Raw genomic sequence first — 16499 nt, 5'->3', positions numbered from 1 at the left:
TTGTAGAACGCTGCTACAAGCTCACTCGGCGGGTTCGGCCGGGGCGTCTTCCCTGGCTTTTTCCTTGCCGGTCTCCTGGTCGACGACCTTCATCGACAGGCGCACCTTGCCGCGCTCGTCGAAGCCGAGCAGCTTGACCCACACCTTGTCGCCTTCCTTGACCACGTCGGTGGTCTTGCCGACGCGCTGGTCGGCGAGCTGGCTGATGTGCACGAGGCCATCCTTGGAGCCGAAGAAGTTGACGAAGGCGCCGAAATCGGCGGTCTTGACCACGGTGCCCTGGTAGACGGCGCCGATCTCCGGATCGTCGGTGATGCCGCGGATCCACTTGATGGCGGCGTCGATCGCCTTGCCGTCGGAGGACGAGACCTTGACGGTGCCGTCGTCCTGGATATCGACCTTGGCGCCGGTCTTTTCGACGATCTCGCGGATCACCTTGCCGCCGGTGCCGATCACTTCGCGGATCTTGTCGGTCGGGATCTTGATGGTCTCGATGCGGGGAGCGAACTCGCCCACCTGGCCGCGCGAGGCGGTGATGGCCTTGGCCATTTCGCCCAGGATGTGGGTGCGGCCTTCCCTGGCCTGCGCCAGGGCGACCTTCATGATCTCCTCGGTGATGCCGGCGATCTTGATGTCCATCTGCAGCGAGGTGACGCCGTCGGCGGTGCCGGCGACCTTGAAGTCCATGTCGCCGAGATGATCCTCGTCGCCGAGGATGTCGCTCAGCACCGCGAACTTCTCACCCTCGAGGATGAGGCCCATGGCGATGCCCGCCACCGGCTTCTTCATCGGCACGCCGGCATCCATCAGGGAGAGCGACGTTCCACACACGGTCGCCATCGAGGACGAGCCGTTGGACTCGGTGATCTCGGAGACGACGCGCAGCGTGTAGGGGAACTCTTCCGGCTTGGGCAGCAGCGGGTGGATGGCGCGCCAGGCGAGCTTGCCGTGGCCGATCTCGCGGCGGCCGGGCGAGCCCAGGCGGCCGGTTTCGCCGACCGAGTAGGGCGGGAAGTTGTAGTGCAGCAGGAAGGTTTCCTTCTTGGTGCCCTCGAGCGAGTCGATGAACTGCTCGTCGTCGCCGGTGCCGAGGGTCGCCACCACCAGCGCCTGCGTCTCGCCGCGGGTGAACAGCGCCGAGCCGTGGGTGCGCGGCAGCACGCCGACTTCGGCGGTGATCGGACGCACGGTGCGCACGTCGCGGCCGTCGATGCGGGTGCCGGTGTCGAGGATGTTCCAGCGCACGATCTTGGCCTGGAGGTTGTGCACCACCTCGCCCAGATGCTCGGCATTGACGGTGCCGGCCTCGATGCGGGCGGCGAAGGCGTCCTTCACCTTGGCGTTGGCGGCATCGACCGCGGCGTAGCGCTGCTGCTTGTCGGTGATCCTGTAGGCGGCGCGGAGGTCGTCCTCGGCGATCGCCAGCACGTCCTTTTCCAGATCGGAATAGTCGGGCGGGGTGAAGTCGCGCGGGTCCTTGGCGGCAAGCTCGGCGAGCTTGATGATGGCGTCGATGACCTTGCGCGACTGCTCGTGGCCGAACATCACGGCGCCGAGCATCACCTCTTCGCTGAGCTCCTGGGCTTCCGATTCGACCATCAGCACGGCGTCGGCGGTGCCGGCCATGACGAGATCGAGCTTGGAATCGGCGCGGCGGTCGACGGGCAGGTTCAGCACGTATTCGCCATCGACCCAGCCGACGCGGGCGGCGCCGATGGGGCCCATGAAGGGCACGCCGGAAATGGTCAGCGCGGCGGAAGCGGCGACCATGGCCAGCACGTCGGGATTGTTCTCCATGTCATGCTGGAGGACGGTGACGATGACCTGCGTCTCGTTCTTGTAGCCATCGGGAAAGAGCGGGCGGATCGGCCGGTCGATGAGGCGGCTGGTCAGCGTCTCGGCTTCGGTCGGACGGCCTTCGCGCTTGAAATAGCCGCCCGGAATCTTGCCGGCGGCGAAGTATTTTTCCTGGTAGTTGACGGTCAGCGGGAAGAAGTCCTGGCCGGGCTTGGCGGTCCTGGCCGAAACCACGGTGGCGAGGACCACGGTCTCGCCGAGCGTGGCGAGCACGGCGCCGTCGGCCTGGCGGGCGATCTTGCCGGTCTCGAGGGTCAGCGGCTGGCCGCCCCAGTTGAGCTCGACCTTGTGGTGATCGAAATTGATGGGCATGAGTGTCATGTCTTTCCATTCTGCCGGGCTGAGCGGGAACGCGGGGGCGTAGCCACCCCGCGAACTCATCCGGTGTGCCAGCTCGCCCCTCGCACCCCATGTGCAGGAGCGGCCCAAAATCGGCACGGTTTCCGCGCTGACGACCCCTTTGTCGGAGGGGGGCGGAACATGGACAAGACGATGAGCGGTTCAGTTTGCGGGTGGTCGCCGGGTGGCCGCAACAGCCCTGAGCCGCCGATGATCTCGCCATGCTCCGCATGGTTGCATCAGCCTACGCTTGGTCCGGCGCCACCAGGGCGGCGCCAGATGTGACAAGGGGAGCCGCAGCTCCCCACGCCGGATCGAAATCAGCGGCGGATGCCGAGGCTTTCGATCAGTTTCTTGTACCGCGGCTCGTCGACGCGCTTGACGTAGTCGAGCAGGCTGCGGCGGGTCTGCACCAGCTTGAGCAGGCCGCGGCGCGAATGGTGATCCTTGCCGTGGGTCTTGAAATGCTCGGTGAGGTTGTTGATGCGCTCGCTGAGGATCGCAACCTGGACCTCGGGCGAACCGGTGTCGCCCTTCTTGGTGGCATATTCGGTGATGAGCGCGGTCTTGCGCTCGGCCGTGATCGACATCGGGTGATCCTTTCAAAACGGAGGATTTGGGACACCCAGCCCCGGGATGTCGTCCAGGGCGGGCCACGAAAATCCGGGCCGAAACCACGGATTGGGCGCGCATATAGGGGAAATGTGGCACGAATGCCAGCGTTTTTCCTGCAAGGCGTCCGCGCGATGGCGGTGATCCGCCTAGAGGACAAGGTCGGTGTGCGCTTTCAGATCGCGTTTAACGCCGTGTCCCATGTGGTCAAGATAGACGCGCACCCCTTCGCGCCGTGCGAACTTGAAGGCCGGGATCATGTCGCTGTCGCCGGTGACCACGACGAGGACGCGGACCAGTTGGCGGAGCGACAACCTTGCGATGTCGAGGCCAATGCGCAGATCCACGCCCTTCTGGGCTGATGTTGGGCACGAGGTCCCTTGCGGTAATCACGCGCGGGCCACCGGCGGTGAGATTGTGAAGCGCGGCGCTCCCCAACGCCCAGCCATCCACCGACATTTCGCCGGAGCGGAGCGCAAAGTCCGGCAGCATCTCCAAGGCCTGCTGCAGCCCGAAATTCTGCGCATATTGCGGGTGTTGCGACAGGTCGAGCCGGGTCTGGTCGATCGGGTTGGTCAGGGTGCCGATCGCGGGCGGGGCGTCATAATAATAGACGCGAAGCAGTTCGTGCTCCTGCAGTTCGGCAATAGACTTTATCCGGTCGATTTCGGCCGAAACTTCCGCGACGGTCGGGAAATGCCTGTTCTTGACCTGCAGGCGAACCCGCATGAACCCGCCATCAACAAGAATGGCGTAACTCGGCTTCATCAAATGCTCAAAAAAACTGACCCCGTCCACTCGTAGCACTTTCGTGCTTTCCATCAAGGACGAATGAACGGGGCCGGATATCAGTGCATGTCATGTAAGACTGTTTGCCCCAAGCGTCAATCAAAGCGCCGGGGCACGCTTCAAGCGCCAGGCTTTTCGGCGTCTTCGGGGCCTTTGGCGGGGTCGATGGCGGTGAGGGGGATGGCGAAGCGCCATTCGAGGCCGTCGTCGTGGATGGTGCGCTCGACGGTGGCGCCGAGGGAACGGCCGACCATGTTTTCGAGCACGGTGGTGCCGAAGCCGCGGCGTTCGCTGGGGGGAGTGAACACCCGGACGTGCTCGCGCCAGTCGAGATCGAGGGTTTCGGCGGTGCGCGACCAGACCACCGCAAGGCTGCCGCCATCCTTCTGGAAGGCGCCGTATTTGACGGCGTTGGTGGCGAGCTCGTGCGCGGCCATGCCGAGGATCTGCGCCGCCTGGATGTTGAGGCGGACCGGCGGGCCCTCGAGCGTCATGCGGCTTTCGTCCTCGGGGCGGAACGGATCGAGCTGGCCGGTCAGCAGCTCGCGCAGATCGACGCCGACCACGCCGTTGGCGAGCAGCAGATCGGTGGAGCGGGCCAGCCCGAAGATGCGGCGCTCGAAGCTCTGCACGAATTCGGGCACGGATTCGGCGCCGCGGGCGGTCTGCTTGGCCATGGCGGCGATCACCGTCATCTGGTTCTTGCTGCGGTGCGCCAGCTCGCGCATCAGGAAGCGCACCTCGACCTCGGCCTGCTGGCGGCGGCGGCTCGCCTCTTCGAGCGCCGAGGAGACGGTGGCGATCTCGGAAATGGGATAATCGCGCGCCAGCACCGGCTGGCCGGCGCCCATGCGCTTGGCGTCGCTTTCGAGGCCGCGCACCGAGCGGCCGATCTGCAGCGTCACCCAGTACACCACCAGCACCACGATGGCGGCAAGCAGCAGGCCGCCGACCGCCAGCGACCACACCGCATCCATCAGCGGCTGCGAGATCACCGCGGCGGGGGCCCAGGCGATCAGCGTCCAGCCGGTCAGCGGCGACTGCCGGATGGCGGCGCGGTAGGTGAGATTGTCGGAGCGGATGGTGATGAGCCCGGCGGTGGTGTGGAGGTCGGCGACGCTGGCGAGGGTGAAGGGCCGCCCGCTGTCGCCGGGCCCTTCGGAGGAGGCGATGATGGTGCCCTTGTCGTCGAGCATGGCCACCTTCCAGCCGGTGGGCAGCTTGTCGGAGAGCAGCGAGGTTTCGAGCGAGCTGGCGTCGCGCGAGATGCCGAGGACGAGCGGCGCGTCGCGGCCGGTGAAGACGGGCAGCATGACGTTGACCACGGGGATGCGCGAAATGCTGCCGATGACGAGGCCGGAGACCACGGGGTCCTTGCTGTCGAGCGCCTTCCGGGCGCTCACCGGGTCGGAGCTGCGGACGGGTGGGGCGCCATGCGCGCTGCGGGTCGAGACGACGACGTCGAGGGCCTTGTCGAGCACGTAGACATAGGTGCTGGTGCCGGCGAGGGCGGCCTTCACCTGGTCGTAGAAAGCCTCGTATTCGCCGGCCTGCAAGGTGTCGGTGGTGGCGAGCACCTTGAGGGTCGAGATGTTGGCGTTGATCTCGCGATCGGCGGCCTGGCTGATCGAGCGGGTGGACCCGGTGATCAGGGTTTCGACCACGCGCTCCTGCGCCTCGTTGTTGCGCTGCAGCAGGATGGCGGAAAAGGCGAAGGCGGGGACCAGCGCCACCAGCGCCAGCACGAACAGATAGACCGCAATCGAGCGCGGCCGGCTCAGAGCCGCGGCCTTGCGAGCCGGGTCGGCGGGACTGGGCGGGACTGTGGCCACGAAAGATGCGACTCCGAACGCAGGCAGGAACCATAGTCGAGGCAAGCCGACGCGTCGATTCTGGCCGCATTCGCCCCCGCGACCTAGTATGCGCGAGGCCGGCCATTGGTTCCGCCGGGCGATGAAATTGTGCGCAGGCGCCCTAGCGCAGCACGCGCGCCGGGCGGAAATGGCCGGCGACCACGGCGCCGACCGCCACCACCGTGCCGTTGCAACTGGCCCAGGCCTCGTCGAGCGCGATGGGGGCATTGGCGCCGCGCAGCAGCACCTGGCCGCCATGACGCAGCAGCGCCGCCTCGTCGGGGCTCATGCGCAATTCGGGCACGTGCCGCAGCGCGATGGCGGTGGGCCTGAGCAGGGCGTCGCGGTCCGGGGCGGCCTCGATGGCGGCGAGCTCGACCATGTCGGCTTCGGCAAAGCCGCCGACGGCGGTGCGGCGCAGCATGACGACGTGGCCGCGGGTGCCGAGCGCCCGCGCCAGGTCGCGCGCGAGCGAGCGGACATAGGTGCCCTTCTCGCACGCCATCTCGAAGCGCGAGCGGTCGGGCCCATGGTCGAGCAGCGTCAGGGCGGTGACGGTCACCGGGCGGGCCTCGAGCTCGACCGCGGCGCCGGCGCGCGCCAGATCGTAGGCGCGCTCGCCAGCGACCCTGATGGCGGAGAAGGCCGGCGGGCGCTGCAGGATGGTGCCGATGAAGGCGGGCAGCGCGGCGCGCACCGCGTCCTCGGCGGGACGCAGATCGGCAGTGGCCACCACCTCGCCCTCGGCATCGTCGGTGGTGGTTTCGGAACCCCATTCCAGATCGAAGCGATAGCGTTTGCCGCCCGCCTGCACGTAGGGCACGGTCTTGGTCGCCTCGCCCAGGGCGATGGGCAACAGGCCGGTGGCCAGCGGATCGAGCGTGCCGGCGTGGCCAGCCTTTTCGGCGGCGTACAGCCAGCGCAGCTTGCCGACCGCCTGGGTGGAGGTCATGCCGTAGGGCTTGTCGAGGAGGATCCAGCCGGAGATGGGACGCTTGCCTGCCTTGGTCATGCGCCGGCCGTGGGGCAGCGCCCCCCTCCCCCTTGCGGGAAGGGGCCGGGGGCGGGGGCCATATGCACGGCCGGAGCGCGCTGCCCCCCTCCCCAACCCTCCCCCGCAGGGGGGGAGGGGGCCTGACTGCTAGCCCTTTGACGCGTTGTCGTCATCGTCGTGGTGATTGAGGTCGCGCTGCACGCGGTCGGATTTGAGCAAAGCGTCGATCTTGCCGAATTCCTCGAAGGTCTGGTCGACGAAGAAGCGGATTTCGGGGGCGTATTTGAGGTCGATCTCGGGGGCGACACGGCCGCGGATGAAGCGCTGGTGGCGGTTGAGGGCGGCGACGATCTCGGCCGCGCGCTCGCCGCCGAGCGGCATGACGTAGGCGCTGGCGAGCTTGAGGTCGGGCGACATGCGCACTTCGGGCACGGTGATGACGGCGCCGGCGAGCTCGGGGTCCTCGATTTCGCCGCGGGCGAACAGGCCGGCCAGCGCGTGGCGCACCAGCTCGCCGACGCGCAGCATGCGCTGGCTCGGGCCGGTGGATTTGTGGCGGTCGTGTTTCATCGCCCCGACCTAGGCGCTTGGCGGGCCGGGGTCAACGGGGGGCGGCGTCGCTGCGACCGCCGCCGGCGCCGCGGGCCGGCCCTCGATGCGGGCGGCCATGTCCTCGATGGTGCCCTCCTCGGGGAAGGCGCGGCGCGGCAGGATGATCACGTCCTCGTCGGTTTCGAGGAAGAGGTGGGTGCGGGTGAGGATGGAGCGGCGCACGTCGGCGAAGCGTACGGCATCGAGCTTGCCGGTGCCGACGAGGTCGAGCCGGTCGGGCCAGTCGCTGACGGTCACTTCGCTGGGGCGGCGGAAGCGGCGGCGGGCGCGCCACCATTGGCGCAGCGCGATGAGCAGCAGCGCCACGACGTAGCCGACCGCGACGGCGACGAGGACGAGCAGCGACGAGGTCATCGAGAGGCGCGGGCCGGCCCAGTCGTCGGGGACGAGCAGCGCCGCCGCGCCGCAGAGGCCGAGCCAGCAGATGAGCGCGATCACCCCGAGCGGACTCAGCCGGCCGGCCGCCTGCTCATAGGCCAGCGAGTCGGCGCGGGTGAGGGTGAAGGTCGCGATATGCAGCGGCTCGTCGGGCATGGGGGAAGTGTAGCACGGCGGCGTGACTATCGGCGACGATGGTGCAGTCGCGACCCTTTTCCCGCTTGCGAGGGAAGGTGGCACGCGCAGCGTGACGGAAGGGGGCGGCCACTAGCACCGAGCATGGGGCCGCCCCCTCCACCACGCTATCGCGTGGTCCCCCCTCCCCCGCGAGCGGGAGAGGAGCGCCGACTGCAAAATGCGAAGGGCGCGGATCACGCCGCGCCCTTTTGCCATGCCCTGTCGTGCGGCCAACCGCTGGCTTACAGCGAGCGCGTGACCTGTTCGACGCGGAAGCATTCGATGACGTCGCCGGGGCGGATGTCTTCGTAGTTCTCGAAGGCCATGCCGCATTCCTGGCCGGCGGGGACTTCCTTGACCTCGTCCTTGAAGCGCTTGAGCGTCTTGAGCTTGCCTTCGTGGATCACGACGTTGTCGCGCAGCAGGCGGACGCCGGCGCCGCGTTCGACGATGCCCTCGGTGACCTGGCAGCCGGCGACCTTGCCGACCTTGGTGATCTGGAAGACTTCCTTGATCGAGGCGTAGCCGATGAAGGTCTCGCGGCGCTCGGGCTTCAACAGGCCCGACATGGCGTTCCGCACGTCATCCACGAGGTCGTAGATGATGTTGTAGTAGCGGATCTCGATGCCGCCGCGGGTGGCGAGATCGTTGGCCTGCTTGTTGGCGCGGACGTTGAAGCCGATGATGATGGCGTTCGACGCCTCGGCCAGCGTGACGTCGGATTCGGTGATGCCGCCGACGGCAGAGAGCAGGATCTGCGCCGAGACTTCTTCGGTGCTCAGCTTGTTGAGCGAGGCGACGATCGCCTCGACCGAGCCCTGCACGTCGCCCTTGATGATCAGCGGGAATTTGGCGACGCCGGCGGCCTTGAGCTGGTTCATCATCTGCTCGAGGCTGGTGGCGCCGCCGGTGGCCGATTTCTCGCGCAGCTGGCGCTGGCGGTAGTCGGTGACCTCGCGGGCCCGCGCCTCGGTCTCGACCACCGAGAAGCGGTCGCCGGCCGAGGGCACGCCGGTGAAGCCGAGCACCTCGACGGGGGTCGAGGGGCCGGCGTCCCTGACCTGCTGGCCCTTGTCGTCGATGAGCGCGCGGACGCGGGCGAACTCCGTTCCAGCGACGACGATGTCGCCGACCCGGAGGGTGCCGCGCTGCACCAGCACGGTGGCCACGGCGCCGCGGCCGCGATCGAGCTTGGCCTCGATGACGAGGCCTTCGGCGCGACCGTCGCGCGGCACCTGCAGCTCCAGCACCTCGGCCTGCAGCAGGATGGTTTCGAGCAGCTTGTCGAGGCCGGTCTTCTTGACCGCCGACACTTCGACGTCGAGCGTCTCGCCGCCCATCGATTCCACCTGCACGTCGTATTGCAGCAGCTCGGTGCGGACGCGCAGCGGATTGGCCGAAGGCTTGTCCATCTTGTTGATGGCGACGATGATCGGGACGCCCGCCGCCTTGGCGTGCTTGATGGATTCGATGGTCTGCGGCATGACGCCGTCGTCGGCCGCCACCACCAGCACGGCGATGTCGGTGGCCTGGGCGCCGCGGGCACGCATGGCGGTGAACGCTTCGTGGCCGGGGGTGTCGAGGAAGGTGATCTTCTGCCCGTTCACCTCGACCTGGTAGGCGCCGATGTGCTGGGTGATGCCGCCGGCTTCGCCGGACACGACGTTGGTCTCGCGGATGGCGTCGAGCAGCGAGGTCTTGCCGTGGTCGACGTGGCCCATGATGGTGACCACCGGGGCGCGCTCGGTCAGATCCTCGGCCTTGTCGTCGGCGGGGATGTCGAACAGACCCGCCTCGACGTCGGATTCGGAGACGCGCTTGACGGTGTGGCCGAGCTCGGTGGCGATCAGCTCGGCGGTGTCGGCGTCGATGACGTCGTTGATCTTGAGCATCTGGCCCTGGGCCATCAGCAGCTTGATGACGTCCACCGAGCGCTCGGCCATGCGGTTGGCGAGCTCCTGCACGGTGATGACTTCGGGGATGGTCACCTCGCGGCTGAGCTTGGGCGCAGCCTGGACGTTGCGGCCCATCTTCTTGTCGCGGCGGCGGCGCATGGCGGCGAGCGAGGGCCCGCGGTCACGGTCGGATTCGGTGGTGGCGCTGGAGAGCGTCAGCCGGCTGCGGCCGAAGGCATCCTCGCCGGCGCGGCGGGTCGGCCGCTCGGGCGTGGCGCCGGCGCGGCGGTTCTCGGTTTCCATCGGCCGGCCGCCGACGGGCGCCACGGTGCGGGTGCGGCGGCCATCGGCTTCCGAGGGCGGCGCGGGCACGTTGGGGATCGGCGCCGGACCACGGCCGAAGCCGGGGCGCGCGCCGGCGGGGCCGGCCGGACGGCGATCGGCGCCGGGCGCGCCGGGACGACGGTCGGCACCCGGGCCGCCGGGGCGGCGGTCGGTGGAGGGGCTACCCGGACGGCGGTCGGCGCCGGGGGCGGCCGGACGGCGGGCCTCGTAGCCGCCGGTGCTGCGCGGCGCGGGCGCCGAACGCTCCTCGGCGGTGGCCTGCGGCGCCGGGCGCTCGGCCTCGAGCGTGGCGGCTTCGGCAGCGGCGGCCTCGGCGGCGCGCTCGGCCTCGGCGCGGGCGGCAGCCTCGCGCAGCTCGCGGCGGCGGGCATCCTCCTCGGCGCGGCGGGCCTCGGCCTCGGCGGCGCGGCGATCGTCCTCGGCCTGGCGGGCACCGGCCTCGCGCAGCGCCCGGACGCGGGCTTCGGACTCGGCGGTGGACAGGCCCGGCGAGCGCGGCACGGCGGACGGAGCGCGCAGCGGCGGACGGCCGCCATCGCGCGCCGGAGCGCCGCCCGCAGCCGGGCGCGGCGTCGCCGCGGCGTTGCCGCTCGGACGCGCCGGAGCCCCGGCATTGCCGTGCGGCACCACCCGGGTCTTGCGCTCGACGACGACGGTCGGACGTCCCGAGCGCGACAGGCCGGGACGTGCGCCGACCGCCGGACCGCCCTTGAGCGTCAGGGTCTTCTTGTGGGCACCGTCTTGCGTCTTGTCGTCGCTGTCAGCCATAAAAACTCGTCTCTTTCAAAGGTCAGTTGGCGATGTAACGTGCCAATTTCTCGGCCCGTTTCACCGCTGCTTCACCTGCTGCCCCTTGGGTCGGCGCAGCATGTATCACATTTTCGATCCCGAGCGCCAAACCCAATTGCGCGGAATCGAGCAATTCGAAATGCGGCCGCCGGGGGCGGTCAAACCCCTGCTCCGCCGCGGCCCTGTCGGCGGCGGTGAGGGTCGCCAGGAGCTTCCTGCGGCCATCCTCGGCGGCGTCGGTGGCGGTCAGCAGCGCGATCGCCTCGCCGGTTTCGAGCGCCGCCTTCACCTTGGTGGCGCCGGTCAGCAGCTGGCCGGCCTTGCGCGCCATCTGCAGCGCCGACACGAAACGCTGCTCCAGCCGGCGGCGGGTGAGCGCCGGCAAATCCTCGGGCACCGCGACGGCGCCCTTGAGGCTCCTGGCGAAGGCCTTCCTGCGCACCGCCTCGGCCACGGCCTTTTCGCCCAGGCTGATCCAGACGCCGCGGCCCTCGGCCCTGGCGTCGGTATCGGGCACCAGCACATCGTCCGGACCGACGACGAAGCGGATGAGCTCCGCCGCCGGCTTCACCGCATGGGTGAGCGCGCAGCGCCGTTCGATCTCGTCCTTGCCGGGCACCGGGCGGTGGTCGCCCGCATTTACGCGGGCGCTCCTTCCTCGAGCTCTTCGGCCGGCGGGGCCAGGTCGGCCTCGGTGATCCAGCCGGCCTTGAGGCGGGCATTGAGGATCATGTCCTCGGCCTCCTCGCGCGACACCGGGAAGTCCTTGAAGGTGCCGTCGAAGCGCTTCACCTCGCCGTCCTTGCGCTCGGTCCAGCCGACGAGGTCGTCGGCGGCGTTGCCGGCAAAATCCTCGACGGTCTTGATGCCGTCCTTGCCGAGGGCCACGAGCATGGCGGCATTGAGGCCGGGAATGTCGTAGAGCGCGTCGTCGACGCCGAGCGCGATGCGCTCCTCGTCGTTCTGGCGCTCGATCTCGGCGAGATATTCGGTGGCGCGGTTCTGGATTTCCGCCGCCGTTTCCTCGTCGAAGCCCTGGATCGAGGCGATCTCGCCGACGTCGATATAGGCGAGCTGCTCGACCGAGGAGAAGCCTTCGGACGCCAAGAGCTGGGCCACCATCTCGTCGACATCAAGGGCCTGCATGAACAAAGCCGACCGCTCGGTGAATTCCTTCTGCCGGCGCTCGCTTTCTTCCTGCTCGGTCAGGATGTCGATGTCCCAGCCGATGAGCTGGCTGGCGAGGCGGACGTTCTGGCCGCGGCGGCCGATGGCGAGCGAGAGCTGCTCGTCGGGCACCACGACTTCGATCTTTTCGGCCTGCTCGTCGAGCACCACCTTGGCGACATCGGCCGGCTGCAGCGCCGAAACCACGAGGTCGGCGATGTTCTCGGTCCAGGGGATGATGTCGATCTTTTCGCCCTGCAATTCGCCGACCACCGCCTGCACGCGGCTGCCGCGCATGCCGACGCAGGCGCCGACCGGATCGATGGACGAATCGTTGCTGGTCACCGCGATCTTGGCGCGGCTGCCGGGGTCACGGGCAATGGAGCGGATGGTGATGATGCCGTCGTAGATCTCGGGCACTTCCTGCATGAACAGCTTGGCCATGAACTGCGGATGGGTGCGGCTCAGGAAGATCTGCGGGCCGCGCTGCTCGCGGCGCACGTCGTAGATGTAGGCGCGGACGCGGTCGCCATAGCGGTACATTTCGCGCGGGATCAGCTCGTCGCGGCGGATGATGGCCTCGCCGCGGCCGAGATCGACGATGACGTTGCCGTATTCGACGCGCTTGACGGTGCCGTTGACGATCTCGCCGACGCGATTGATGTACTCGTCGTACATGCGCTCGCGCTCGGCGTCGCGCACCTTCTGCACGATGACCTGCTTGGCCGATTGCGCGGCGATGCGGCCGAATTCGATGGGCGGCAGCGGCTCGGTGACGAAATCGCCGAGCTTGGCGGCGGCGTTGCGGCCCTGCGCGTCGCCGAGCGAAATCTGCTTGCTCGGATCCTCGACCGCCTCGACCACTTCGAGCAGGCGCCACAGGCGCAATTCGCCGGTCTTGGGATTGATCTCGGCGCGGATCTCGGTCTCGGCGCCGTAGCGCGTCTTGGCCGCCTTCTCGATGGCGTCCTGCATGGAGGCGATGACGATCATGCGGTCGATCGACTTTTCCCGCGCCACCGCATCGGCAATCTGCAGCAGTTCAAGCCGGTTCGCACTAACGGCCATTTATTCAACCTCCTGGGAGAGTTCGGTATTGTCTGTAGAATCGACTTCTATCGTCTCGACGTCGTCGCCGGCATCGATCGGGTTCGCTTCCTGATCGGCTTCCGCCATGTGCAGGAGCTTGTCGGTCATCAGCAGCTTGGCCTCGGCGATGGCGCCCAGCGGCAGCACGTGGTCGGGGTCGGTGTCCCTGGGTGCATCGGGCAGGTGGATGGTGACGGTGTCGTCGCCCACCGCCGAAATGATGCCGCGGAAGCGCTTGCGGCCCTCGAGCGCGTCGGCCAGCTCGATCTTGGCTTCGTGGCCGAGATAGGTCCGGTAGTCGCGGGCGCGCACCAGCGGCCGGTCGATGCCGGGCGAGCTGACCTCGAGGTGATATTCGCGGTCGATCGGATCCTCGACGTCGAGCACCGGCGACAGGTCTTTGCTCAGCCGCTCGCAATCGGCGATGGTGAAGCGGCCATCGGCGTCCTCGGCCATGATCTGCAGCGTGCAGCCGTTCTCCTGCGTGACCTTCACGCGGACCAGCGCATAGCCCAGATCGTTGGCGACCGGCTCGACGATGCGCGCGATGCGCTGCTCGAGCCCGGTCTCGCGGATGTAGCGTTTCTCAGTCAGGTCGAAAGCCAATTGGCCCCTTAGTGCAAAAACAGCGTCTAATGCAAAAAGAGCGGGGGCCGGTCAGGGCACCCACTCTCCAAAGAGAGCATCGATGTTGGGAGCTATATAGCGCCGGAGGCGGGCTGGCGCAAGGGTGGGGCCTCCACCACGCCGTGTGTGGTCTCCTCCCCCGCGACTGCGCTACTTCTCCCACGTCACGTTTTCGACGTCGGCGCCGAGGTCCTTGAGGGTGCCGCGCAACTGCTTGACCATGGGGTCGGGGCCGCAGAGGTAGAAATTCTGGGCGAAGTCCCTGATGCGGGATTTGAGGAATTTGGCGTCGATCCGCTCGTGCGGCAGGCTCGATTGCGGATCGTCGGTGACGGTCCAGACGATGTCGAGGCCGCGCATGGCCTCGAATTCCTCGCGCAGGATGATGTCGGCCTCGGTGCGGTTGGAGACGATGAGGGTGTGGCCGTCGAGCTGCCGGCGGTGATGCAAATCGCGCAGGATGGCGATGAACGGCGTCACCCCCGCGCCGCCGGCGATGAACACGCCCGGCCCCTTGTAGGTGATGGTGCCCCAGACGTCGCGGATGAGCAGCCGCTGGCCCGGCCGGTAGCCGTAGAGGCGCTCGGTGACGCCGGCGCCGCCGGTGTCGAAATAGCTCTTGATGGTGAATTCGAGCTCAGGGTCGTCGGTGAGCGCGGTGAAGGTGAAGGGGTGCTTGTTGTCGCGCCAGCCGTCCTCGTCCAGCGACATCTCCGTCGCCTGGCCGGGCGTGAAGCCGTAACCGGCCGGGCGCTGCAGCCGGTAGCTGCGGACATTGTGGGTGACGTCCTCGATGCCGAGAATCTCGACGCTGTGTTCCATGCGGGGCCTCCGGAGATGCAACACACCCTAGCGCGAAATCATCCCGGCGGCCGCGGCGAAACAGCGGCATTTCCGCCTGGACCGCCGATGGTTTCGCAATGGAAACCGAGGCGCTTCGCGGCACGTGAGGTGCCGCGCGGCACCTCGCTCCCTTCCCCGTAACACTCTCTATTCATTCAGCTATTTCAAGAGCGTGCAGGGCAGCTATGCGGGCTTGGCGCGGCCGGGCGGGGCACGCATCTGAGGCTGGTCCAAGCATTTTCAGAAAGGGACACCAAAATGACCATCACCAAGCTTTCCGCCCTCGCCCTCACTGCCGCCGTCGCGCTGGGCGCGGCCGCGCCGGCCCTCGCGAACGATGGCTCGCCCGAGTTCGACGGCGCCTACTACCTGCAGCAGCTGCGCTATGACGGAGTGAACGCGATCGCGGTCAACGAAGTCACCGGCGACACCTTCCAGGCGACAGTGGTCGGCCCGAACGGGCACACCCTGTTCGAGCTGTTCGACAAGGACTCGCTGCGGCTGCTGAAGCGCTGAGCCGACGGGACTACACAAAGGAGCCGGCGGACCATCCTGCCGGCTCTTTTGCGTCCGGCGTCAGGCGCCGGGGCCGGACTGGGCGGCAAAGGCCGGCAGCGGCCCGGTGGAGCGGGCATCGAACAGGCGGCGCGCCTCGACGACGCTCTGCCAGTGCGTGGCGGCAAAGGCCTCGAACGCCTCGAACACTTTGAGGGCCTCGGCCCCGAGCGCGGTCAGCGCGTAGTCGACGCGCGGCGGAATGGTGGCGTAGCTGGTGCGCGAGATGAAGCCGTCGCGCTCGAGCGCCCTGAGGCTGGCGGTCAGCGCCTTCTGCGAAATGCTGCCGATCTCGCGCTGCAGCTCGGAGAAGCGCTTGGTGTCGCGCCGCAGATGCAGCACCACCGTGAGGTTCCACTTGCTGTGGCGGGCGGTGAGCAGGTCTTCGAGAATGGCGCCGTCGAGCGGCTGGCGGTTGGGCCCCATGTATAGACTCCGGCAGGCGCGGCCCCTCGCCACGCGGGTTTCCCTCGCGACGGCTCATGTTGGAAGCGGCAGGCCGGATGTCCAGAGGCGGCGATCGGCGCGATGCGAGATAAATCCGCTCGACCGGCCGCAGATCGCCGATTCGCCGGCGCCCTAGCGGCGGATGAATTCGAAATAGAACGAGACGGAGCGGCCTGCGGCGCGGGCCTTCTCCTCGTAGCGCGTCGGCTGCCAGCCGGGATAGGGCTCGTGCCATTGGCCGGGCCGCGCCGGCGCGAAGCGGAAGGCCGGGGCGCGCAGGATGTGGGCCAGCGTCCAGTCGGCATAGTCCTCGATGTCGGTGGCAAAGCGGAAGACGGCGCCGGGCTTCAGCACGCGGGCCAGCTCGCCCAGCGTCGTGGGCGAGACGAAGCGGCGCTTGTGATGGCGCGTCTTCGGCCAGGGATCGGGATAGAGCAGGTAGGCGGCATCGAGGCTCGCATCCGGCAGCTCGAGCAGGAGCTTCAGCGCGTCGTCGGTGAACAGCCGGACGTTGTCGAGGCCGGCCACGTCGACGGCTTCGAGCAGCTTGGCGATGCCGCCCGAAAACACCTCGCAGCCGATGAAGCCGGTGTCGGGATGTGCCGCCGCCAGCCGCGCCAGATGCTCGCCGCCGCCATAGCCGATCTCGAGCTCGACCCGCCGCGGTGCCGTGTGGAACAGCGCTCCAGGATCGAGCCCGCCCTGGGGCAGCTCGATTTCGATCGCCGGCAGCTTCTCGCGAAACAGCCGGTCCTGCCCCTTGTGCAGGCGCTTGCCGGAGCGGCGGCCGAAGAACGCCCGCGGCTCGCCGGCGACGGTGAGGGGATGGTGGGGATTGGTGGTCACGCGGCCTAGTCCGCTGCTCTGGCGACTACAGGGGTTTCCATGCATTGGGCGGCATAGTTGAGCGCGGCGGAAATGTCCTCACGGGACAAGTATGGAAAGTCGGCCACGAGTTCATCGATCGTATCCCCCGCGCCCAAGGCCGCCAGAATATCGCAAACCCGGATGCGCGTACCGCGGATGCGAGCGCGGCCGCCACACACACCCTCGGCGGCGGCGATACGATCACCCAGATCGATCTCATTCATTCCAGCCTCCTGCGCCCGACATATGGCCGCGCGCAGAAGG

Annotated in this window: 17 protein-coding genes; 2 read left to right on the top strand and 15 right to left on the bottom strand. The window is 68.2% G+C overall.

Annotated elements, in window-relative coordinates:
* Nucleotides 1–21: 21 nt before the first annotated feature.
* The 3 genes from pnp to BGO82_RS21090 form a co-directional block, all read right to left on the bottom strand.
* Entirely contained in the window at nt 22–2169 is a 2148-nt protein-coding gene (gene pnp, locus BGO82_RS17810; protein ID WP_291307572.1) for a polyribonucleotide nucleotidyltransferase, read from the bottom strand.
* Between the two features lie 347 nt (nt 2170–2516).
* The gene (gene rpsO / locus BGO82_RS17805) at nt 2517–2786 is read right to left on the bottom strand and encodes a 30S ribosomal protein S15 (protein WP_291306968.1); all 270 of its coding nucleotides are present in this window, start codon (nt 2784–2786) and stop codon (nt 2517–2519) included.
* A gap of 171 nt (nt 2787–2957) precedes the next feature.
* Nucleotides 2958–3155 carry a hypothetical protein gene (locus BGO82_RS21090; RefSeq protein WP_366246975.1) on the bottom strand — a complete coding sequence of 66 codons (198 nt, stop codon included), beginning with the start codon at nt 3153–3155 and terminating at the stop codon, nt 2958–2960.
* Nucleotides 3156–3225: 70 nt separating this feature from the next.
* Here BGO82_RS21090 and BGO82_RS21085 point away from each other — a divergent pair, with 70 nt between their 5' ends.
* Nucleotides 3226–3612, top strand: coding sequence for a hypothetical protein (locus BGO82_RS21085; RefSeq protein WP_366246974.1), 387 nt, complete (start codon nt 3226–3228; stop codon nt 3610–3612).
* Between the two features lie 104 nt (nt 3613–3716).
* On the opposite strand, the gene BGO82_RS17795 is transcribed toward BGO82_RS21085, so the two are convergent.
* From BGO82_RS17795 to BGO82_RS17755, 9 genes are all read right to left on the bottom strand, one after another.
* Nucleotides 3717–5429, bottom strand: coding sequence for a sensor histidine kinase (locus BGO82_RS17795; RefSeq protein ID WP_291306966.1), 1713 nt, complete (start codon nt 5427–5429; stop codon nt 3717–3719).
* A 142-nt stretch (nt 5430–5571) separates the two neighbouring features.
* Nucleotides 5572–6462, bottom strand: coding sequence for a tRNA pseudouridine(55) synthase TruB (truB, locus tag BGO82_RS17790; protein ID WP_291306965.1), 891 nt, complete (start codon nt 6460–6462; stop codon nt 5572–5574).
* Between the two features lie 129 nt (nt 6463–6591).
* Complete coding sequence (rbfA, locus tag BGO82_RS17785) at nt 6592–7014, bottom strand: 30S ribosome-binding factor RbfA (protein ID WP_291306964.1); 423 nt, start codon at nt 7012–7014, stop codon at nt 6592–6594.
* 9 nt (nt 7015–7023) lie between these two features.
* A complete protein-coding gene (locus BGO82_RS17780; RefSeq protein ID WP_291306963.1) occupies nt 7024–7590 on the bottom strand; it encodes a hypothetical protein in 567 nt (188 codons plus the stop codon).
* Nucleotides 7591–7853: 263 nt separating this feature from the next.
* Nucleotides 7854–10619: a translation initiation factor IF-2 gene (infB, locus tag BGO82_RS17775; protein WP_291306962.1), complete on the bottom strand. Its 2766-nt coding sequence runs from the start codon at nt 10617–10619 to the stop codon at nt 7854–7856.
* A 22-nt stretch (nt 10620–10641) separates the two neighbouring features.
* A complete protein-coding gene (locus tag BGO82_RS17770) occupies nt 10642–11259 on the bottom strand; it encodes an RNA-binding protein (protein ID WP_291306961.1) in 618 nt (205 codons plus the stop codon).
* 20 nt (nt 11260–11279) lie between these two features.
* Complete coding sequence (gene nusA / locus BGO82_RS17765) at nt 11280–12875, bottom strand: transcription termination factor NusA (protein ID WP_291306960.1); 1596 nt, start codon at nt 12873–12875, stop codon at nt 11280–11282.
* Nucleotides 12876–13502, bottom strand: a complete 627-nt coding sequence (rimP, locus tag BGO82_RS17760) for a ribosome maturation factor RimP (protein WP_291306959.1) — start codon at nt 13500–13502, stop codon at nt 12876–12878.
* A gap of 171 nt (nt 13503–13673) precedes the next feature.
* Nucleotides 13674–14345, bottom strand: coding sequence for a flavodoxin reductase (locus BGO82_RS17755; protein ID WP_291306958.1), 672 nt, complete (start codon nt 14343–14345; stop codon nt 13674–13676).
* A 279-nt stretch (nt 14346–14624) separates the two neighbouring features.
* Between BGO82_RS17755 and BGO82_RS17750 the strand changes: the two genes are divergently transcribed.
* Nucleotides 14625–14882 (top strand): hypothetical protein, encoded by a 258-nt coding sequence (locus BGO82_RS17750; RefSeq protein ID WP_291306957.1) that lies wholly within the window; start codon nt 14625–14627, stop codon nt 14880–14882.
* Between the two features lie 60 nt (nt 14883–14942).
* Here BGO82_RS17750 and BGO82_RS17745 read toward each other — a convergent pair whose 3' ends face one another.
* The 3 genes from BGO82_RS17745 to BGO82_RS17735 form a co-directional block, all read right to left on the bottom strand.
* Nucleotides 14943–15347 (bottom strand): helix-turn-helix domain-containing protein, encoded by a 405-nt coding sequence (locus BGO82_RS17745; RefSeq protein WP_291306956.1) that lies wholly within the window; start codon nt 15345–15347, stop codon nt 14943–14945.
* Nucleotides 15348–15500: 153 nt separating this feature from the next.
* Nucleotides 15501–16214, bottom strand: coding sequence for a tRNA (guanosine(46)-N7)-methyltransferase TrmB (trmB, locus tag BGO82_RS17740; RefSeq protein WP_291306955.1), 714 nt, complete (start codon nt 16212–16214; stop codon nt 15501–15503).
* A 5-nt stretch (nt 16215–16219) separates the two neighbouring features.
* A complete protein-coding gene (locus tag BGO82_RS17735) occupies nt 16220–16459 on the bottom strand; it encodes a DUF433 domain-containing protein (protein WP_291306954.1) in 240 nt (79 codons plus the stop codon).
* Nucleotides 16460–16499: the final 40 nt, after the last annotated feature.

It is taken from the genome of Devosia sp. 67-54 (genome assembly GCF_001899075.1).
Taxonomy (GTDB): Bacteria; Pseudomonadota; Alphaproteobacteria; order Rhizobiales; family Devosiaceae; genus Devosia_A.
Note: the sequence above shows the minus strand (reverse complement) of the source record. Positions and strands in the feature narration are given on the sequence as shown.

Excerpts from the sequence above, each read along its gene's own strand:
- pnp (WP_291307572.1), bottom strand. The coding sequence starts at position 2,169 with ATGCCCATCAATTTCGATCACCACAAGGTCGAGCTCAACTGGGGCGGC.
- rpsO (WP_291306968.1), bottom strand. The coding sequence starts at position 2,786 with ATGTCGATCACGGCCGAGCGCAAGACCGCGCTCATCACCGAATATGCC.
- truB (WP_291306965.1), bottom strand. The coding sequence starts at position 6,462 with ATGACCAAGGCAGGCAAGCGTCCCATCTCCGGCTGGATCCTCCTCGAC.
- rbfA (WP_291306964.1), bottom strand. The coding sequence starts at position 7,014 with ATGAAACACGACCGCCACAAATCCACCGGCCCGAGCCAGCGCATGCTG.
- BGO82_RS17780 (WP_291306963.1), bottom strand. The coding sequence starts at position 7,590 with ATGCCCGACGAGCCGCTGCATATCGCGACCTTCACCCTCACCCGCGCC.
- infB (WP_291306962.1), bottom strand. The coding sequence starts at position 10,619 with ATGGCTGACAGCGACGACAAGACGCAAGACGGTGCCCACAAGAAGACC.
- nusA (WP_291306960.1), bottom strand. The coding sequence starts at position 12,875 with ATGGCCGTTAGTGCGAACCGGCTTGAACTGCTGCAGATTGCCGATGCG.
- BGO82_RS17755 (WP_291306958.1), bottom strand. The coding sequence starts at position 14,345 with ATGGAACACAGCGTCGAGATTCTCGGCATCGAGGACGTCACCCACAAT.
- BGO82_RS17750 (WP_291306957.1), top strand. The coding sequence starts at position 14,625 with ATGACCATCACCAAGCTTTCCGCCCTCGCCCTCACTGCCGCCGTCGCG.
- BGO82_RS17745 (WP_291306956.1), bottom strand. The coding sequence starts at position 15,347 with ATGGGGCCCAACCGCCAGCCGCTCGACGGCGCCATTCTCGAAGACCTG.
- BGO82_RS17735 (WP_291306954.1), bottom strand. The coding sequence starts at position 16,459 with ATGAATGAGATCGATCTGGGTGATCGTATCGCCGCCGCCGAGGGTGTG.